Source organism: Rhodothermales bacterium, assembly GCA_039944855.1.
Classification (GTDB): Bacteria; Bacteroidota; Rhodothermia; order Rhodothermales; family JANQRZ01; genus JBBSMX01.
The window spans coordinates 1-18,935 of sequence record JBDUXZ010000040.1; the positions used below are offsets into that span (position 1 = coordinate 1).

The 18,935-nt window shown below is 68.7% G+C and carries 9 protein-coding genes; 2 read left to right on the top strand and 7 right to left on the bottom strand.

Annotation, left to right across the window (positions count from 1 at the left end; all coding sequences use genetic code 11):
* The 3 genes from ABJF88_19170 to ABJF88_19180 form a co-directional block, all read right to left on the bottom strand.
* Positions 1 to 742 (bottom strand): hypothetical protein (locus ABJF88_19170; protein MEP0549060.1); only part of this gene is annotated, 742 nt, incomplete at its 3' end.
* A gap of 525 nt (positions 743 to 1,267) precedes the next feature.
* On the bottom strand, positions 1,268 to 5,722 hold the full coding sequence (locus ABJF88_19175; protein MEP0549061.1) for a lamin tail domain-containing protein: 4,455 nt from the start codon (positions 5,720 to 5,722) through the stop codon (positions 1,268 to 1,270).
* A gap of 529 nt (positions 5,723 to 6,251) precedes the next feature.
* Positions 6,252 to 9,533 carry a choice-of-anchor Q domain-containing protein gene (locus ABJF88_19180; protein ID MEP0549062.1) on the bottom strand — a complete coding sequence of 1,094 codons (3,282 nt, stop codon included), beginning with the start codon at positions 9,531 to 9,533 and terminating at the stop codon, positions 6,252 to 6,254.
* Positions 9,534 to 9,839: 306 nt separating this feature from the next.
* Here ABJF88_19180 and ABJF88_19185 point away from each other — a divergent pair, with 306 nt between their 5' ends.
* Positions 9,840 to 10,829 (top strand): mechanosensitive ion channel family protein, encoded by a 990-nt coding sequence (locus tag ABJF88_19185; protein MEP0549063.1) that lies wholly within the window; start codon positions 9,840 to 9,842, stop codon positions 10,827 to 10,829.
* 94 nt (positions 10,830 to 10,923) lie between these two features.
* Here the strand turns inward: ABJF88_19185 and ABJF88_19190 are convergent, their stop codons facing one another.
* The 4 genes from ABJF88_19190 to ABJF88_19205 all read right to left on the bottom strand — a co-directional run bounded on the left by ABJF88_19190 (position 10,924) and on the right by ABJF88_19205 (position 18,274).
* On the bottom strand, positions 10,924 to 13,284 hold the full coding sequence (locus ABJF88_19190; protein MEP0549064.1) for a lamin tail domain-containing protein: 2,361 nt from the start codon (positions 13,282 to 13,284) through the stop codon (positions 10,924 to 10,926).
* A 306-nt stretch (positions 13,285 to 13,590) separates the two neighbouring features.
* Positions 13,591 to 15,411, bottom strand: coding sequence for an ABC transporter ATP-binding protein (locus tag ABJF88_19195; protein MEP0549065.1), 1,821 nt, complete (start codon positions 15,409 to 15,411; stop codon positions 13,591 to 13,593).
* 67 nt (positions 15,412 to 15,478) lie between these two features.
* Positions 15,479 to 16,408 carry a ribonuclease Z gene (locus ABJF88_19200; protein MEP0549066.1) on the bottom strand — a complete coding sequence of 310 codons (930 nt, stop codon included), beginning with the start codon at positions 16,406 to 16,408 and terminating at the stop codon, positions 15,479 to 15,481.
* A 63-nt stretch (positions 16,409 to 16,471) separates the two neighbouring features.
* Positions 16,472 to 18,274: an ABC transporter ATP-binding protein gene (locus ABJF88_19205; GenBank protein MEP0549067.1), complete on the bottom strand. Its 1,803-nt coding sequence runs from the start codon at positions 18,272 to 18,274 to the stop codon at positions 16,472 to 16,474.
* Between the two features lie 304 nt (positions 18,275 to 18,578).
* Here ABJF88_19205 and ABJF88_19210 point away from each other — a divergent pair, with 304 nt between their 5' ends.
* A complete protein-coding gene (locus tag ABJF88_19210) occupies positions 18,579 to 18,815 on the top strand; it encodes a hypothetical protein (protein ID MEP0549068.1) in 237 nt (78 codons plus the stop codon).
* The last annotated feature ends 120 nt before the right edge of the window (positions 18,816 to 18,935 follow it).

Below are 18,935 nucleotides of genomic sequence, written 5' to 3' on the forward strand. Positions count from 1 at the left end.
CGCCGTCGCCGCCGAACCGGATCGTGCCCGAGAGCGCCTCGACGGTCCCGGCGTTGTCGAAGTCGAGGCTGCTCTGGCTCACCTGGCTGACGTCCGAGCCGCCCGTCTTCTGGAAGAGGCCGTCGTTGTCGAAGGCGTTGCCGCCGTTGAAGATGATGAAGTCGGCGTCGCTCTGGAGGTCGAACGTCCCGCTCGCGGCGTTGACGAAGAGGCTGTTGCCGCCGAGGAAGCGGAGGTTGCCGGTGCCGCTGAGGCTCGTGAGGTTCTGGTTGCGGATCGTCGTGTTGCCCGCGATGTCTTTGATGTTGCTCCCCCCGATGGCGAGCAAGCCGTCATTCGTCAGCGTCGAGCCGCCGCCGATTTGGTTGCTCTGCCAGTCGAGCACGCCGTTGACGTTGATCGTGCTCGGGTTCCCCAGGGTGAGGTTGCGGTTCACCATCGAGAGGGTCTGGACGTTGAGGCCCGTCGAGCGCCCGAGCACGAGGCTCATGGCCGTGCCGTTGACGTTGAGGTCAACGGTGTAGCTGGCGTCGAGGATGATGCAGGCGTTGAGCCCGGCGCTGGGGACACCGTTGGACCAGTTGGCGGCGTCGCCCCAGTTGCCTCCGGCCGGGTTCGTCCACTCGGTGGCGGGGCTCGGGCACGTCTGGGCGAACGCGCTCGGCGCAAGCATGGTGAACGCTGTGAGGAGCGTGGCGGTCAGGACGGCAACCCTCTGTGCTAGGCGTATGGCGTTGTTCATTGTTGCGCTCGAATGGGTACGGGGCTACGTAGTGGACGAGCGGCGCGAGAGTGGGCAGCGATTTCACTCCTCTCTAGCCGTCAACAAACAGGAACGTGAATGCAAGGTGAACCGGCTCACGGGCGTACGAAAAAGCTCGTCACTTGCTCTGTTGAGAAGCTCTCGTTCTTGTCATCCTGAGCTTGTCGAAGGATCTCTCCTGAGCTTGTCGAAGGATCTCTCCTGAGCTTGTCGAAGGATCTCTCCTGAGCTTGTCGAAGGATCTCTCCTGAGCACCGAGCAGCTCCTCAGAGATCCCTCGGCTGCGCTCGGGATGACACGAAGGGTCGCTGTGCTGAGCTTCTCAACAGAGCACTCGTCACTCAGCCCGCTACTGCCCTGTCGCCCACGACGGGGGAAGCGTGGCACCCGCGCTGGCGCGCTCTGGCTCGGGTCTCGGGTGTGGCCCCGTGCCGCCATTACGCACCGCGGCCCCGACCGGAAGAGTCCAGTCGGGGCCGCGGTTGAAGCGCAGAGCGCATCGAGCTAGCGGACGACCGTGAGCCGTTGCGTCGCGACGAACCCGCCGTCCGTCGTCATCCGCACGACGTAGACCCCGCTCGCCAGTGCGGTGGCGTCGAGGACCGTCTCGTGGCGGCCCGCCTCCACCGCGCCGTCGAGGAGCACAGCCACCGAGCGGCCGAGCACGTCGTAGACCACAACGCGGACGGACGCCGCTTCCGGTACGTCGACGCCGAGCGTCGCCCGTGAAGAGAACGGGTTCGGATAGGCCGGGGCGAGGGCGAACGCGGTCGGCACCGCCGCCGCGCGTGCTGCCGCGTCTTCCTGTTCTGCCGCTGCGACCATCGCCGCGAAGTCGCGCGTGACCGAGCCGTCGTCGCCCGTCCCGCGCGCGGCTGCGCACTGGCTCTGGGCGAAGGGGTGGAGCCGCCCCGCGTAGAGCCCGCAGTACGTCTGCGCCTGCGCCGGGTCGACGTGGAAGAACCCGTAGACGACGCCGCCCGAGAGGTACACGAGCGACGTGATGATGTCCGGCTGGATCGCCGGGATCGGCGTCCCGTCGGCGAGGGCCTCGCGGTCGAGCACGGCGAGGCCAGAGTACCCGTCGCGGAGGGTGCCGTCGGCGAAGGCGATGTCGGCACCGGAGGCCGAGGCCCCGAACGTCAGCGTCTCGCCGGGGGCGAGCATGCCGGCGGCGGGGAGGCCGAGGTACGACGCCGAGCCGAACGCACCGACGACGCAATCCACCTCGGCGAAGTCGACCGCCGCGTCGCCGACGTTCTGGATCTCGATGAACTCCTGGTCGCTCGGAGCGGCACGGAAGTCCGAGACCACGAGCGCCGTCGGGCACGAGCGATCCTGCTGCGGGCTCCCGAGATCCTCGGGGCCGCGCGGGAGGATCTGGTAGCCGCCGTCGAGCGGGAGCCCGTCGGTGTCGAACTGCGTGAAGATGCCGACGAGGTCGAACGGAGCGGGCGGCGCGTCGGCCCCGGTGATGCCCGTCTCGTTGTCGATCCGCATGGTGAGCGGCTCGGGCGAGGAACCGTCCTCGATCGGGACGTCGCCGCTGTCACCGGCCGGCGGGAAATCGCCCGGCGTGACGCCGTTGATCCGGATCAGCTCGTTCTCAAACGACTCGGGGTTCGCCTGAAGCTCGGCGATCGTCGCCACGAGCGGGTCGACCGCAGCCGGGCCTTCGTCCATGACGGCGACGGGCTGGAGCTGGGTCTTGCCGTTGAACTGCTCGACGACGCCGAGGACGGTGTAGCGCGTGCCCGCCGCGAACGGCGTGAACGTGTCGCCGCCGCGGAAGAGGCTGAGCCCGCCCGTCGCGTCCTGGATATAGACCTCCAGGTTGTTCGTCGAGAACGTGCCGGTGTCGGCCGTGCCGACGCCGTTGACGCGGGCACCGTAGCCGAGGTAGTTCAGCACGCCGTCGTCGTCGCGGTCGTTGAGCGTCGCGATCGGCGTGGTGCCGGCGAAGAAGCCCTGGGTCGGGCTCGTGTTGCTGGCCTCGCCGACGGCAGCGAAGAACGCGTACTCGACGCGGTCCCCGTCGCCGTACGCGGAGGCCGGGATCTGCGCGCTATAGGCGATGCCGCCCAAGCTCGTGGCGTCTACGGCGATCTCGGCGCCGCCGTTGACACGGTAGCGGAGCTGGACCGCCGTGGGCTCGCCCGGCGTGATGACGTCGGCCGTCACGGTCGCGGCTTCGTCGGCGGCCGGGACGAGGGGCACGCGCTGCACGTTCGCCACCGTCACGCCCGTCGCGAAGGCGCGCCGCGCGAGCGTCGGGTCGATGACGAAGGGGTTGACCTTCTCGTCCTGCAACTCCGCCACGGCGCACGTCCGCTCGTACTCGGTCTGGTCCGTCGGATCGATGTCGTTCCAGTTCAGGATCGCGCCGAGTTGGGTGTTGAGGAACGCCTGCTCGCTGGGGTCGCTGACGAGGGCCTGGTAGATGGCCGCGACGTAGAACACGGCGCGGGCGGCGTTGCCCTCGTGCTCCTCACGCGGCTCGAAGCGGCGGTCCCCGAAGGGCAGGTCGATGCCCGGGCTCGCCTCGAAATTAGCCTCGGCGTAGCCGTCGATGTTGGACGTCGGCATCGTGCTCTGGCTGGTCGCGTTGATGTACCAGCGGTCGGTCTCGGCGTCGGGGATCTCGGCGAAGGGGTAGTTATTCCGGGCCGAGTTGACGTTCGAACGCGCGGGGAAGAGGTGGTGGAGGTCGGTCCGCGCGCCGGGCTCGTCGTTGGCGATCCCGATCGACTGCGGCCAGGTGTGCTCGGCGTTGAAGCCGGCGTTCTGGGCGGCGTTGCGGGCCGTGTTCAGGTCCTGCGGAATGCCGGTCGCCGTAAAGCCGGAGTAGACCCCTTCGAGCGTGCCGTCCATGTTGTCGATGAAGGCGTACATGAAGTCGCGCGCGATGCCGTAGTTGGCCGGCATGTTCGCCGGGTTCGGCTTGTAGGCCGCGATGAGCGCGTCGATGAGTGCCTGCCCGGAGAGGCCCGGGAAGAGCGTCTGCGGCATGTACGTCGGCGACGTGCACTCGGCGATGTCGCTCGGCGGCGGCGGCGGCGCGTCGCAGCCTTCGAAGATGGAGCCATCGACGAGGGTGCCGGGCGAGAACGAGGCCCCGCCTGCGCCCAGCGCCGAGGCGTGCTGCACGAAGTTGCCGGTGATGTCGGGGTCGCGCGTGAGCGACTGGTCGTTGCCGCCTTCGCCGCCATACGTCACTTCGGCGATGACGGCCCCGAAGGCGTCCGCGAGCGTCACCGTGTCGCCGCCGTTGTTGAGGCCGAGCCCGCCGGCCGTCTGCACCGTCATCCCGCCGAAGATGCCCATCGGGCTACCCCCGCCGAAGACGACGGCGCCGCACTGCGCGGCGAGGACCGTCCCGTCTGGGAACGTGTGGCGCACGCCGACGGCGTCGCTGAGCGTCCAGCCAGAGATGTCGACGGGAGCATCGGTCCGGTTGACGAGCTCGACGAACTCATCCTCCGTGCCGTCACGCGTGCCGTCGCCGTTGGCGTCGCCGGCGAGGTCACCCGCCGGATCGGCGAGGAACTCGTTGATGACGACCGCGGCCGGCGGTGGCGGCGCGGAGCACCCGGCGAAGGCGGTGCCATCGACCTGCGTGCCGGGCGAGAAGAGCGCGCCGCCGGACCCGGTCGCGGTGCTGTGCTGCACGAAGTCGCCCGTAACGTCGGGGTCGCGCGTGAGCGACTGGTCGCTGCCGCCCTCGGCGCCAAAGGCCACCTCCGCCACCGTCATTCCGAAGGCATCGGCGAGCGTCACCGTGTCGCCGCCGTTGTTGAGACCGAGGAAGCCGGCGCTCGCCGTCTGCACGACGGTAAAGCCGAAGTCGCCGGACGGCGAGCCGCCGCCGAAGACGACGGCGCCGCACTGGGCTTCGACGACGGTGCCCGCCGCGAACGTGTGGCGCACACCGACGGCGTCGCTGAGCGTCCAGCCCGAGATGTCGATCGGCTCGTCGGTCGGGTTGAGGATCTCCACGAACTCGTCGGCCGATCCGTCGCGCACGCCGTCGCCGTTGGCGTCGCCGCTGAGGTCGCCCGCCGGGTCGGCGAGGAACTCGTTGATGACGAGGCCGGCCATCGGCATGTCGGGCTCGTCGCAGGCGTCACCGATGCCGTCGCCGTCGCCGTCGGCCTGGTCCGGGTTCGGGTCGTTGGGGCAGTTGTCCTCAACGTCGGGCACGCCGTCGCCGTCGCTGTCCGTGTCGCCGTCGCCCATGGTTCCCGTGACGGTCACGTCGTCGATCGCGATGTCCTCATCGCCGGAGTCGAGGCTGAACTCGATGCGGAGGTCGAGCGTCGAGCCCGCCCCGGCAATCGCCGCGGAGAACTCAGCGAAGGCGGACGTGATCTCCGCCCCCTCCCCGGTGCCGTCGAGATTGGTGTCGACGAACGGGGCCGAGTTGAAGGTGTTGCCGTTGTTCTCGATCCCGAACACCTGCACGAAGGTGCCGCCGTCGATGGAGGCGAACACGCGGACGTAATCGGGCTCGTCCCAATCCTCGTTCGTGCCGTCGTCGTCCTCGGCGAAGCGCGCGGAGAACGTGAGGTCCGTCAGCCCCGCAATGTCGATGCCGCTAAAGACGAGTGAGACCGGCAGCGTCGCGCCCTCGCCGTCGATGTCCTGAGCGGCGAAATAGGAAGCGCCGTTGAAGCCTGTCACAACGTACGAGGTCGCGATGCCGGACCCATCGGTGCGCGTAAAGAAGTCGGTGCCGCCGTCGGAGAACTCAGCCGTGGAGGGCGTATACGTGACGTCGGCGTCCTCGAAGTCCTCGAAGAGGGCGGACGTCGTCAGCGCATTCGACGGAGGCGTCGGCGTGCCCGGCCAGAGTCCCTGCGCGCTCGCCCACGTCGGCAGCGCCCCGACGAGGAACAGGCTCAGAAGCAGCGCGCAAACGGTAAGGCGTGTAAGGGGAGCGGAGGCAGGGGTGCGGCGCATAAGAGGGGTCGAATCGGGCCCCGCGAGTCCGTCGGATAGAGGGATGCGGGACGAGGTGGAACGGGGGTCGGAAGCCAGAAGCGGGCTGCAGCTTTAGCGAGCAGAGAGTCCGAAACCTAGCATCCTATCTCACCAAAGACAACCACCTTCCGCGCTCCACGTCCCGCCTTCCGGCCTCTACCCTACCGGGCCGACCGTAGCCCGTCGGCCGATAGCGGCTCCCGCTGATGGACTGCAGGCCGCTCCTCCGCTAAAACGGCCGTTTTAGAGAAGTAGGACTATCCTCGCTGCGCTCCCGCCGTCGGAATGTGCACCCGTCGGCTCATCCAAAGCGCGCCGGACCTCGTCGGCCATACGCGCCGGACGCAAGCCTCCGGGCGCTCCATCGGCCCACTCTCCGGCAACCGAACCCGCCTCGACATAGGTCGGGCGTAGCTCACGCGGTAAGCTTCCCGTTCGTACCAAACGAAGCGGGCCCTCCCGCCTCCGAGGAGACGAGAGGGCCCGCGCTCTTCCCGCGTTGGGATGCTCAGCGCGTGACCGAGATGCGCTGCGTCGCCTGCACGCTCTCGCCAGCGAAGCGGACGAAGTAGAGCCCGCTCGCGAGGCCCGCCGCGTCGATGCGCACGTCCTGCACCTGGCCGCCGGCGGAGGTGCCGCTGTAGAGCACCCGCACCCGCTGGCCCATTACGTTGTAGAGCGTGACCTCGACGTGCTGCGCCTCCGCGACGCCGAAGCGCAGTGTGGCAGCGTCACGGAACGGGTTCGGATACGCCTGCTCCAGCACGAAGCCGCCGGGCATCGCGGCATCGCTCGGGTCGCCGTTCTCCCCGCCCGGCCCGTCCTCACTCGCGACGGGCGTAGCGTTCAGCTCGAAGGCGCCGATGTCCGCCGTGCCTGCCTCGCGCAGGAACCCACGCTGGTCGGTCGCGAGCGTGGCGAAGCCCGCGTCGATGGCGGGACTGCCGTCGAGCAGGGCGTGCGTCTCGGTGGAGCCGCCGTTGTCGGCAAGTGGCCCGAGTTGCGCGTCCTGCCCGGTGATGGTGTTGTCCGTCGCGCCCTCGATCGTACAGCTTGACGCGTCCTCGACGAGGTTGAAATCACCGGAGTTCAGCGTGCCCACGCAGTCGGGGCCCGTCGGCGCGGCGTTGTCGGCGAGGATCGTGTTGAGGAACGCCAGGCTCCCCTCCTCTCCGTTCGCGGCCCCGCCGCCGGCACTCGTGGCCGTGTTCGACGCGACGGTGACGCTGTTGAGCGTCGTCGTGCCGCCCGTCGTCCAGACGCCGCCTCCGATGTCGCCGGTGTTGCCGGAAACCGTGCTGTTGATGACGTCGAGCGTGCCGCCCTCGGAGAAGAGGCCGCCGCCGCCGTCCGTGGAGGTGTTCGCCGAGACCGTGCTCCGCTCGACGATGATGGCTCCACCGATGCCGTCGTTGTGGATGCCGCCGGTCACGGGGGCGCTGTTGCCCGCGACGGTCGTGGCGCGGACGATCAGCGTGCCGGCCGCCGAGTTCCACAGCCCGCCGCCTTCGCCGCCGGCCACGTTGTCCATCACCATGCTGCTGTCGACGACCGCGGTGCCGGTCCCGCCGATGTGCAGGCCGCCGCCGTTGCCGGGCGCCGTGCCGACGGTGTTGCCGCTGAGCGTGACGCGGAAGAGCGTGAGCTGATTCCCGGCGTTGTCCTCGATCCCGCCGCCGGCGCGGTTCGCCGTGTTGCCGGTGACGACCGAGCCCGTGATATCCATCGTGCCGGTCTGGTTGTTGAAGATGCCGCCGCCGGAGCCGCTCGCGCCCGTCGCCGCGTTGCCGGTGAAGGTGGCGTCGGCGACGATGACTTTGCCGCCTTCGTTGTAGAGCCCGCCGCCGCCCTGGTCCGCCGCGGCGCCCGTCGCCGTGTTCGTGTCGAACGCGGTGCCGGTGACGAAGAGACCGCCCTGGTCGGCGTTCCAGAACCCGCCGCCTTCGACGGCCGTGTTGCCGCTGACGGTGCCGCCGGTTACGGTCGCCGTCCCGGTCCCGCCGATGTGGAGTCCGCCGCCGTTGCCGGGAGCCGTGCCCGCATCGTTGCCGTCGAAGTCGACGTCGTCGAGCGTGAGTTCGGCCGAGGCGACCTCGACCCCGCCGCCGGCGCGGTTCGACGTGTTGTCGGAGATCTCACCGCCGGATACGCTGAACGTGCCGCCGTTCGCGAGGATGCCGCCGCCGGAGCCGGCCGTGCCGGTCGCGGCGTTGCCGGTGATCGCGGCGTCGGTGACGGTGATGCTGCCGGCCTGGCTGTACAGGCCGCCGCCGCCCTGGTCGGCGTCGTTGCCAGTCGCCACGTTGTCGGCCACCTCGGTCCCATCGACGGAGAGCGAGCCGGACGCCCACAGCCCGCCGCCTTCGACGGCGGTGTTACTGGAGAACTCGCCGCCGCTGACGCTGACGGTGCCGCCCCCACTGTGGAGGCCGCCGCCGTTGCCGGGCGCGGTCCCCGCGTCGTTGCCGGAGACGGTCACGCCGGTCACGGTCACGTCGCCGCCAGCATCTTCGATCCCGCCGCCGGCGCGGTTCGACGTGTTGCCGGTGATCGAGCCGCCGGAGACGGTCAGCGTGCCGCCGTTGTTGAAGATGCCACCGCCGGAGCCGGCGGCGCCCGTCGCCACGTTGCCGCTGATGGTCGCGTCCGAGACCGTCAGCGTGCCGCCCTGGTTGAAGAGCGCCCCGCCGCCGTTGTCGGCTGCGTCGCCCGTCGCGATGTTGTCGGCGATGTCCGTTCCGCTCACGTCGAGCGAGCCGCTCGCCCACAGGCCGCCGCCTTCGACGGCCGTGTTGCCGGTGACCGTGCCGCCGCTGACCACGACCTCGCCGCCGCCGGAGTGGAATCCGCCGCCGTTGCCCGGAGCCGCCACGTCGATGGAGTTGCCGTTCAGCGTCACGTCCGTCAGCGTCACGTCAAGGTCATCGTCGTCGTCGCCGAAGTCCTCGATGCCGCCGCCGGCGCGGTTCGCCGTGTTGTTCGAGATCGTCGCGCCCGTGATGTCGAGCGTGCCGCCGAAGTTGAACACGCCGCCGCCGGAGCCGCTCGTGCCCGTCGCGCTGTTTCCGGTGATGAGGACGTTGCCGGTGATGACCGTCGAGCCCGCGCCCCAGACGCCGCCGCCGCCCATGCCGGCGTCGTTGCCCTGGGCTTCGTTGCCGCTGATGGTGGAGGTGCCTGCCGTCGACGTGGTGATGACGATGGCGGTGTTGCCGGCCCCGTGGATGCCGCCACCGTTGATCCCGGCGACGCTGTCGAGCACGTCGATGTCGGTGAACGTCGCGGCGCTGCCGGCCTTGAGGTCCACGGCACCGCCGGCGTCGGGAGCGGAGGAGCCGCCCTCGCCGGAATCGCCGTTCGCGAGCACGAGCGACGTGAAGGCGACATCGGTGTCCGCGCTGACGTCGAAGATGCGGCTGGTGCCCTCCGCATCGACCGTGATGCGGGTGACCGGCGAAGTGCCGCCGTCGATCGTCACGGCTTCGGTGAGGGTGAGCTCTCCCATCGCCAACGCGACCGTGCCGTCGAGCAAGAGGGCCGAGAACGTGATCGTGTCGCCCCCCGCTTCGCCGGCCGCGCAGCCGTCGACGGCGGCGTTCGTGTTCGCGGCCCGCACGGCCTCGCGGAGCGAGCAATCGCCGTCGGTGTTGTCCTCGTCGTCGAGGGTGTTGACGGTGATCGTCGCCGCGAGCGCCGCGGGAGTGAAGAGGAAGGCGAGGAGGAGGGCGAGGGATCTCAGGAGGCGCCTCGATGAGAAGCCGTGAGCGAGAAGAGCGGTAGCGGTAGCCATGATGGAGAGGAGTTGGACCCGTTCAGCCGGAGCCTCTGCGCTTCGGCCGACCTTTCGGAAGCGGGTGCGTTCGTAGAGAATTGCGGAGAGACGTGCCCTGCAAAAACAGCAGGATCGCCGTTGGAGAGGCTCTAAAATCAAGCTACTAGGACCGGGCTCCACCGCCCTACTCACTCGCTGTCCACCCTGTGCCCACTTCGCGTTCACCGGTCACACCCGCTCCTCTCGCGCAGGCCCTTGCGGAAACCGAACCGCTCGCCACTCCGTGGTAGCGGAGCCGCTCCCCTCCCGCCCCGCCCCGCTCCCATGCAAGATTCCCTCGCTGCCTCGGCCCCCGCTGCCCCGACCGACCTCAACGCCGAGGTTTCGAACGCTTGGCGCACGGTGGACAACATGATCGACGGGTTCTTCGCGCTCCTGCCTAAGCTCATCCTCGCGATCGTCGTCTTCCTCGCGTTCTGGCTCATCGCCAAAGGCGTGCGGAAGGCGATCCGCACGACGACAGAGGGGCGGAAGTCGTCCAATGTCGGGCAGGTGCTCGGGCGGCTCGCCTACTTCGGGCTCCTCGTGCTCGGCGTCCTCGTCGCCATCACCGTCGTCGCGCCAGGGATGGGGATCGGGGAGCTCGTGGGGCTCCTCGGGATCGGCGGCGTCGCGATCGGCTTCGCGTTCCAGGACATCTTCCAGAACCTCCTCGCGGGCGTGCTCATCCTCCTCCGCGAGCCGTTCCGCGAGGGCGACGAGATCACGTCCGGCGACTACACGGGCACCGTCGAGAAGATCGAGACGCGGGCCACGTTCATCCGCACCTACGACGGCAAGCGCGTCATCATCCCGAACTCCCAGATCTACACCGACCCCGTGACCGTCATCACGGCCTACGAGATGGTCCGCAGCCATTACGACATCGGGATCGGCTACGGCGACGACATCGCGGAGGCGAAGCGGATCGCGCTCGAGACGGTGACGGGAATCGAGGGCGTGCTGAAGGACCCCGCCCCCGACGTGCTGACGTGGGAGCTCGCCGGCTCGTCGGTGAACATCCGCGTGCGGTGGTGGACCGACCCGACGCGCTCGAACGTGGTCAAGCTGTGGGATCAGGTGCTCCAACGGACCGCCGGGGCGCTCGCCGGAGCCGGGATCGACCTCCCGTTCCCGACGCAGCAGATCCTCTTCCACGACCAGACCGAGGCCACCGACGGCGACCGGACGCGGCAGCGCGAGGGCTGGCCCGCCGGACCGAACCCGCCCGAGCCGGGCAACCTCCCTCGCGCCCTTGCACAGTCGAACGGGTAGCCGCCGCGCTCCTCATGACGCAGTCGGCCGAATGTACTGCGGCCCCGCCCGAATGCTCGGGCGGGGCCGCGACGTCATACCGTCTCAGCCGAGGCTAGCGCACGATGGTCACGCGCTGCGTCTGAGCGAAGGAGCTCGCCGTCATCCGCACGAGGTACGTCCCCGGCGCCAGCGGTGAGGCGTCGAGCGACACGGCGTAGCGCCCCGCCTCGACAGCCTCGTCGAGAACCACGGCCACCGCACGGCCGAGCACGTCGTAGACCACCACCCGCACGTTGGCCGCCTCCGGCACGTCCACCGTCAGCGTCCCCCGCTCCCGCATCGGGTTGGGGTACGCCGCCGAGACCCCGAACGCCGTCGGGAGCGCGTCAGTCTCGGCCGAGGTCGTCGCCCCGCGCTCGGTAGCGAGCATGGCCTCGGTGAGCTCGGCGTGGGTGAGGGCGACGGGGCCGTTCTGCCCGGAGCCGTCGCCGCGGCTCAGCGGAGCGCACTGCTCCACGGCGAAGGAACTGAGCCGGGCCCGGGCGTAGTCCGCGCATTGCGCCTGGAAGCTGTCGGGGTCGCGGTGGTAGAACCCGTAGACGACGTCGTGCCCGAGGTAGACAAGGGAGGCGACGATGTCAGGCTGGACATCCGCGATGGCCGTACCGGTGGCCGGGGCGTCGACGCGGTCGAGGAGAGCGAGGCCGCCGAAGACGTTGCGGAACTGGTCGCCCGGCGTGAAGCCGATGGCGCCGCCGGGGACAAGGGTACCTCCACCGAGGTCGAGCGAGACGTAGACGTCGTTGTAGGTGGCAACGAAGGAGCAGCCGGCGAGGCTCACGGTCTCGGCGCCGGTGTTGCGGAGCTCGAAGGCGTTGCTGTCGCTGAAGACGGCGAAGTCCGAGATGATCAACGACTCCGAGCACGCGGCCTCGATCACCTCGACGGCGTAGTCCTCGACCTCCCCATCTTCAGCTAGCCCGGCCGACGTGTCGCAATCGCCCTCGGCCGAGCAAAACCGGAACCGCGCGAACGTCGTCCCGGTCACCGCCGAGGCCGGCACCGCGAGGGACAGCGTGTTCGGACCGGGCACGAGCGCCACGTCGTCGAAAGCCTGCTCTCCAGAGTCACTGAAGTCACCGTCGCCGTTCCAGTCGGCGAAGCCGCTGAGGAAGCCGGCCGCCGAGGCCACGACGGTGATGGGCTGCGTGGCACCGGCGACGAGGGAAGCCGGGAGCGCGACACCGTCCTCATCGTCGGTGCCGTCGGTGTCGTCGCCCGTGCCGTCGGCGCTGGGTTGGCCGTCGGCGTCGGCGTCGACGAGCGCGCCGAGGTGAACGCCGGACGTGATGGCATGGCGGGCCCCGCCGTCGGCGAGCAGTGTGGCGTAGCTCCCGGGCGCATCGCCAAAATCGAACTCCGAGGGCGGAGTCTCGACGACGATCTCGTACATGTCTTCCCCGACGGCCACGGTGCCCTCAGCGTCCTCGGCCGTCCACGTCGCCGTGCGGACGTCGGCGCCCGGCATCCCCGAGGCCATGCTGAAATTGTCGATGAAGACGCTTGCGCCCGGCATCAAGTCGAACGAGAAGTTGCTGAGCAGCACGCCCTCTTCGGAGTCGACGAGGTCGTGGGTCGTCAGCGTCACGTCGCCGGTGTTCTCGGCGGTGTAGCGGACGACGACCTTCTCCCCCGGCGCCGCCGTCACTGACGAAGACGAGGACGAGAGGTTGCAGGTGTTGACATCGTTGGGATCTGAGCAGACCGCATCGGCCCGGTCCACCACGGTCGTGAGCGTGAGGGCGGCGTTGGCCGCCCCGCCCCCGTTCGTCGCGGCAGGGTTCGGCGTGTCCACCACGAACGTCGTCGAGCCGTCGGGCCGGCGCTGGATCGACTGCCCGTCCTCGTCGCTCCCGAACGCTTCGAACATCCCGTTCGGGGTTCCCGCAGGCGTGTTCGTCGGCGTGTCGCCGTTGTACGACGCCGCGACAAACGTGTTGGTGCCGGGGTCGCGGAGGTAGACCGTCTCCGCGCCGTTGTTGAGCGAGAGCGACCCGCTCGATGCCTCGAAGAAATTCGCAGGGGGGGAATCGTAGTTGCTCACGACAACGGCAAACCCGCCCGCAGCGAGCAAGGTTGTGCCTGAGTCCACGGTGCCGGGGAAGGTATGCTGGAGCCCCGTTTCGTCGTAGATCTCCCACCCGGAGATGTCGACCTCTAGCCCCGACGTGTTGAACAACTCGACGAACTCGTCATCGGCCTCAGCGGCCCCGCTGCCGTTGGTGTCGAAGCAGGGTGTGGTCGCCGTACTGCAGTCCTGGGATGATCCTGCGGAGTTCGGATCGGCGAGGATCTCGTTGATGAGCACCCCGGAGAGCGTGTTCTGCGCTTGGACGGGCCCGGTGAGCAGGAGGCCGAGCAGGAGCGCGGCGCACGAATAGAGGAAAGCGAGGCGTGCACGTGGGGCGATCATGGTTTCCAAGGCTCGGTGCGGAGCGTCTCGTGCTGAAGGAGGAGCGGAGACCCTCAAACGGTAAGAGGTAGAGGCACGGAACATACAAACTGGACCTTCCCCAAACCTTTCCGAACCAAGCGGATCTCTCATTCGCTCCTGAGACGCATCTCCGGTGCGCCAGATGTCCCTGCCCACCGCGAGGCGCCCACGCAAGGCGGCTCCTCGCTGGCTAATCCGGCAAGACCGCCGCTCCATTCGAGCAGCGCGCGTCCGTCCGTCACTGCGCAGATCCAGACCGCTTCGCCCCCGCCGCCGTGCCCAGGACTATGCCGCCGTGCGCTCCTGATCGGCGTACTGCAGCTCGTAGAGCCGCCGGTAGAGCCCGTCGAGCGCGAGGAGCTCCTGGTGCGTGCCGCGCTCGCGGATGGCACCCTTGTGCATCACGAGGATCTGGTCGGCGTGCTGGATCGTCGAGAGCCGGTGGGCGACGACGAGCGCGCTCCGCCCCTCCATCAGCGTCTCGAGTGCCGTCTGCACGAGCTCTTCCGTCTCTGTGTCCACCGAACTCGTGGCCTCGTCGAGCACGATGATCTCGGGGTCGTAGACGAGCGCGCGGATGAACGAGACGAGCTGGCGCTGCCCGTGCGAGAGCGTCACGCCGCGCTCGCCGATCTGGTGCGCGAGTCCGTCCGGCAGCCGGTCAATGAACCGGTCGGCTCCGACGAGGTCAATCGCGCGCTCGACGTCCTGCACGTTCTTCGCCGGGTCGCCGAGCGTGATGTTCTCGGCGAGGGTGCCGGAGAAGAGGAACACGTCCTGCAGCACGAGGCCGATGTGGCTGCGGAGGTCGGCGAGGCGGAGCCGCTGGATCGGGACGCCGTCGACGCGGATTTCGCCGCGCTGCACCTCGTAGAACCGGAGGAGCAGGTTGATGATCGTCGTCTTGCCCGAACCCGTCGCGCCGACGAGGGCGACGGTGTCGCCGGGCTCGACGGTGAACGAGAGGTCGCGGAGCACCCAGTTCGGCTCGTCGCTGTCGGGCAGGTTCTCGTAGGCGAACCACACGTTTTCGAACTCGATCCGGCCGCGGCACGTCCCGAGATCGGCAGGCTCGGCGGCCTCGGCGAAGGCCTCGTCGTGGTCGAGCACATCGAAGATCCGCTCGCTGGCGGCCATCGCGCTCTGGAACGTGTTGTACTGATCGGAGAGGTTGCGGATGGGCTCGAAGAAGCGGCGGGCGTACTGGATGAACGCGATGAGCACGCCGGCCGTGAGCGTCGCCCGCATCGCCTCGGTCCCGCCGAACCAGATCACGAGGCCGAGCGCGAGCGCGGCGATGATGTCGACGGCGGGGAAGAAGAGGGCGTAGTAAAAGATGCCCTTCACCTGCGCCACGCGGTGCTCGTCGTTGATCTCCCGGAAGCGCTTGAGCTCTTCGTCCTCCCGGTTGAACATCTGCACGACGCGCATCCCGGTGATGTGCTCCTGCAGGAACGAGTTCAGCCGGCTGACCTGCTTCCGCGTCTCGCGGTAGACGACGCGCACGCGGTCGCGGAACTTCATCGTCGCCCAGAACATCAGCGGCATCACGGCGAGCGTCACGAGCGCGAGCGTGACGTTCAGCGAGAACATGAAGTACGCGATGAAGACGAGTTGGGCGAGGCTCCCGAGGATCGCCACGACGCCGGCTGAGAGGAGGTCGGAGAGGGCTTCAATGTCCGACGTCGTACGCGTGATGAGCCGGCCAATCGGCGTGCGGTCGAAGTAGCCGAGCGGCTGGTTCTGGATGTGGCGGAAGACCTTCGTGCGGAGGTCGTAGAGCGCGTGCTGGCCAACCCACTGCGTCGTGTAGTCGCCGACGAACGCCGTCAGCCCCTGCCCGATGAGGACGAGGACGAGGAGCCCGACGATCTCGAGGAGCCCGCCGACGTCGCCCTCGGTGATGTACCCGTCGATCGCGACCTGGACCAGCTTGGGCTGGTACGCGCCGAGGAAGGCCGTCGCGAGGACGAGCACGCTCGCGACGATCACCTGCCACTTGTACGGGAGGAGGAAGGCGAGAATGCGGCGGAAAAGCCTGCCGTCGTAGGCGGCTTCTTTCGCTTTGGCTTCGGCCTGTCCGTCGGTGCTCGTGTCGTCTGCCACACTCGTCTCTGATGCGTGATGCGTGATGCGTGAATCCAGGCGCGGCGCTCGCACCCGAGTTCACGCATCACGTATCACGGGTCACGCAAAAAGCCTCTAATTCCCGAGCCGCTTCGGTGTTCTCGAAGACGGCGCGCGCCTCGGCGACGAGCGGCTCCGCCGTGTCGTAGCGCGCGGAGAAGTGGGTGAGCAGCAGCCGCTTCGCGCGTGCGTCGCGGGCCACCTCGGCGGCCTGCCGCGCCGTCGAGTGGCCCGTCTCTTCGGCCCGCTCGCGGAGGTCTTCGGTGAACGTCGCCTCGTGGACGAGGAGGTCAACGCCGGCGGCGAGCGCCCGCGCGCCGTCGCACGGCATCGTGTCGAGGCAGTACGCGAACGACACGCCGGGGCGCGACGGCCCGACGACCTCCTCCGGCTGCACGACGCGGCCGTTCACGCGCACCGCCTCGCCGCGCACGAGCCGCCCGATGTCGGCCCCGACGATGCCGAGTGCCGCCGCCTTCGCAACGTCCACCCGACCCGGCCGTGCCTTCGCTTCGAACCGGAAGCCGGCGGCGAACACGCGGTGCGCGAGCGGCCGCGCCTCGACGGTGAACGCGTCGGTTTCGTACACGACGGCGTGTTCGAAGCCCTCCGCGAGTTCGACGTAGTCGACCTCAAACGGCAGCCAATCGTTCTTCAGTCCCGGCAACGCCTGGACGATCTCGCGCAGCCCCGCCGGCCCGACGACGGTGAGCGGGGCGGTCCGGTTCAGGAGGGCCATCGTCGTCAGCACGCCCGGCAGGCCGTAGAGGTGGTCGCCGTGGAAGTGGGTGATGAAGATGGCCTCGATGCGCGAGCGCTTGACGCCCGCGCGGAGGAGCTGGAGCTGCGTGCCCTCGCCGCAGTCGAAGAGGAGGACGCGGCCCGCTCGCCGGAGCGCGCACCCCGAGAGGTGGCGGCCCCGCGTCGGGATCGCACTGCCGGTCCCGAGCGGGATGATGTCGGTGACGATGGACATGAGAGGAGACGACGTAGGGGCGACCGGCCGGTCGCCCCTACCGCGATGGAGAAAGGCGCAAAATCAGAGCGCTTCTTCGAGCTCGGCTTCGAGGAGCTGCTTGCGGTAGAGCTCGGCGTACTGCCCGCCGGCCTCGACGAGCGTGTCGTGGTCGCCGCGCTCGGCGATCACGCCGTCGTCGAGCACGAGGATCTGGTCGGCGTCCTGCACGGCCGAGATGCGGTGGCTCACGACGACGATCGTGCGGCGGCCGTAGTGGCGGCGGAGGTGGCCGAGGATCGTCGCCTCGGTCCGCGTGTCGACGGCCGAGAGCGCGTCGTCGAAGAGGAGGATGCGGGGCTCGCGGATGAGCGCGCGCGCGATCGCCGTCCGCTGCTTCTGCCCGCCCGAGAGCGTGATCCCCCGCTCGCCGACGCGTGTCTCGAAGCCCGACGGGAAGTCCTCGACGTTCGCGAGCAGGTCGGCCTCCGTCGCCGCCTGCCGGATCGCATCGCCGGGGGCATCGAGCTCGCCGAAGGCAATGTTGTTGCCGACGGTGTCGGAGAAGAGGAAAACCTCCTGCGGCACGACGCCGATGCTCTGGCGGAGCGTCTGGAGCGGGATCGTCTGCACGTCGCGGCCGTCCACCTTCACGGTGCCGCCGGTCGGCTCGATGAGGCGGGGGATGAGTTCGATGAGCGTCGACTTGCCCGAGCCCGTCCGCCCGACAATCCCGAGCGTCGTCCCGGCGGGCACGTCGAACGAAAGGCCGTGCAGCACATCCGGCCCTTCGGAGAGGTAGCGGAAGCGGACGTCTTCGAACGTGACGCGGCCCTCGACCGCGCGCACGGCGTGGTCGGTCCGCTCCGTGTCGAGCACGGCCGGCTCGGTGTCGAGGATTTCGAAGAGGCGGCTCGCACTCGCCGAGGCCTGCTGGATCATCGAGATGACGTAGCCGAACGACGCCACCGGCCACGTCATGATCGCGACGTAGATGATGTACTCGGCGATGTTGCCGAGCGTGATCGCGCCCTCGATCACGAGCCGCCCGCCGATCCACACGACGAGGATCGTCGACGCGCCGATAAGGATCTGCATGATCGGGCGGAAGGCGGCGTCGACGCGGGCGAGGTCGAGCGCGCGCTCCTGATAGGCGTGGCTCTCCGTCTCGAACCGCTGCTCCTCGAAGCGCTCACGCGTGTATGCCTTCACGACGCGGACGCCGGCGAGCGCCTCCTGCACCCGGCTCGTGAGCGTCGAGTACTGGCTCTGCATCGCGTCGGTGCGGTCGTGGACGAGTTTGGAGACGAAGAAGATGGCGACGGCCAGGAACGGCATCGGCGCGAGCGCCCACAGCGTGAGCGTCGGCGAGATCAGCAGCATCACCACGAGGACGGTCGCGACCGTCGTGAGGGCGCGGACGGCGTACATGATGGCCGGGCCGATGTAGCGGCGGACCCGCTCGATGTCGCTCGTGGCGCGCGTGATGACGTCGCCCGTCGGGAAGCGGTGGTAGAACCCGGCCGAGAGCGTCTGCAGGTGCCCGTAGAGCCGGTTCCGCAGGTCGTACTCGATGTGCCGGCTCGCGACGACGACCGTCCGACGCATCACGAACGAGAAGAGCCCGCTGACGAGCGAGAGCGCCATGATCGCCGCCGCCACAAGGATGAGCGCGTAGCTGAAGTACGCGAAGAGGAACCCGTCGGCCGCCGTGCCCTCGTAGAGCTTGTAGACCGTCACCATCCGCGGGATCGCATCGACGGCCACACGGACGACGACGGGCACGACGATCGCGAAGCCCGCCGAGGCGAGGGCCGCGATCAGGCCGGGGATCATCAGCCCACGGTAGGTCCAGAGGTACGGGTTGAGGCGGCGGAGCGGGCTCATGGCGGGGCGGTGGGCGTGCTCCTCCCAACGCCCCGCCGAGGGTTGTGATCCGGTGGGTGAGGTGTGGAAGTGTGGGTGTGTGGAGGTCTAGACGTGTTCCATGCTTCCACGCCTAGCAAATCAGAGGCGTCAACCTGCGAGCGCACTTTCTACTACGACTTTAGGGCACTGAGCGTGGGACGAGAACGGGATTCCCAATGACGAAGCCGCCTCGGGGGGAATCAACCCTGCGAACGCTAAACTGAGCAGCGGATCGCGTGCGACACGGCTCCTCTAACTCTGCGAAGTCACCCGGGTCGCTGGGGTGATCGAAGGCGGCGACAACGGTATTGCCGTTCAGGAAAACGAGATAATTTGTGCCCTCATTGGACTTCTCACCACTCCAGAGATAAGGCCAGTCGAAGCCAAGGTCGGCTTCAGCCATCTCCACTGTGGTATATGGATGAAAGACGCAGAACCGCGTCCACTCGAAAGGCGCAAGCTCGGCGAAGTCGATGGTATCGCCACGACTCTCGCGGACACGTTCAGCGAGTCTTTCTGAGAGGTCACCGCCGTCGGGCGGTCCAGCTAGTCCGCAAGCACTGAGCATGAGCAAGAGGGAAAGCAGCTTGACTTGCACCAACTCAGCAGTTGCAGGACACCTCCCATTCATACGTCCACA

Excerpts from the sequence above, each read along its gene's own strand:
- ABJF88_19175 (MEP0549061.1), bottom strand. The coding sequence starts at position 5,722 with ATGCGCCGCACCCCTGCCTCCGCTCCCCTTACACGCCTTACCGTTTGC.
- ABJF88_19180 (MEP0549062.1), bottom strand. The coding sequence starts at position 9,533 with ATGGCTACCGCTACCGCTCTTCTCGCTCACGGCTTCTCATCGAGGCGC.
- ABJF88_19185 (MEP0549063.1), top strand. The coding sequence starts at position 9,840 with ATGCAAGATTCCCTCGCTGCCTCGGCCCCCGCTGCCCCGACCGACCTC.
- ABJF88_19190 (MEP0549064.1), bottom strand. The coding sequence starts at position 13,284 with ATGATCGCCCCACGTGCACGCCTCGCTTTCCTCTATTCGTGCGCCGCG.
- ABJF88_19200 (MEP0549066.1), bottom strand. The coding sequence starts at position 16,408 with ATGTCCATCGTCACCGACATCATCCCGCTCGGGACCGGCAGTGCGATC.
- ABJF88_19205 (MEP0549067.1), bottom strand. The coding sequence starts at position 18,274 with ATGAGCCCGCTCCGCCGCCTCAACCCGTACCTCTGGACCTACCGTGGG.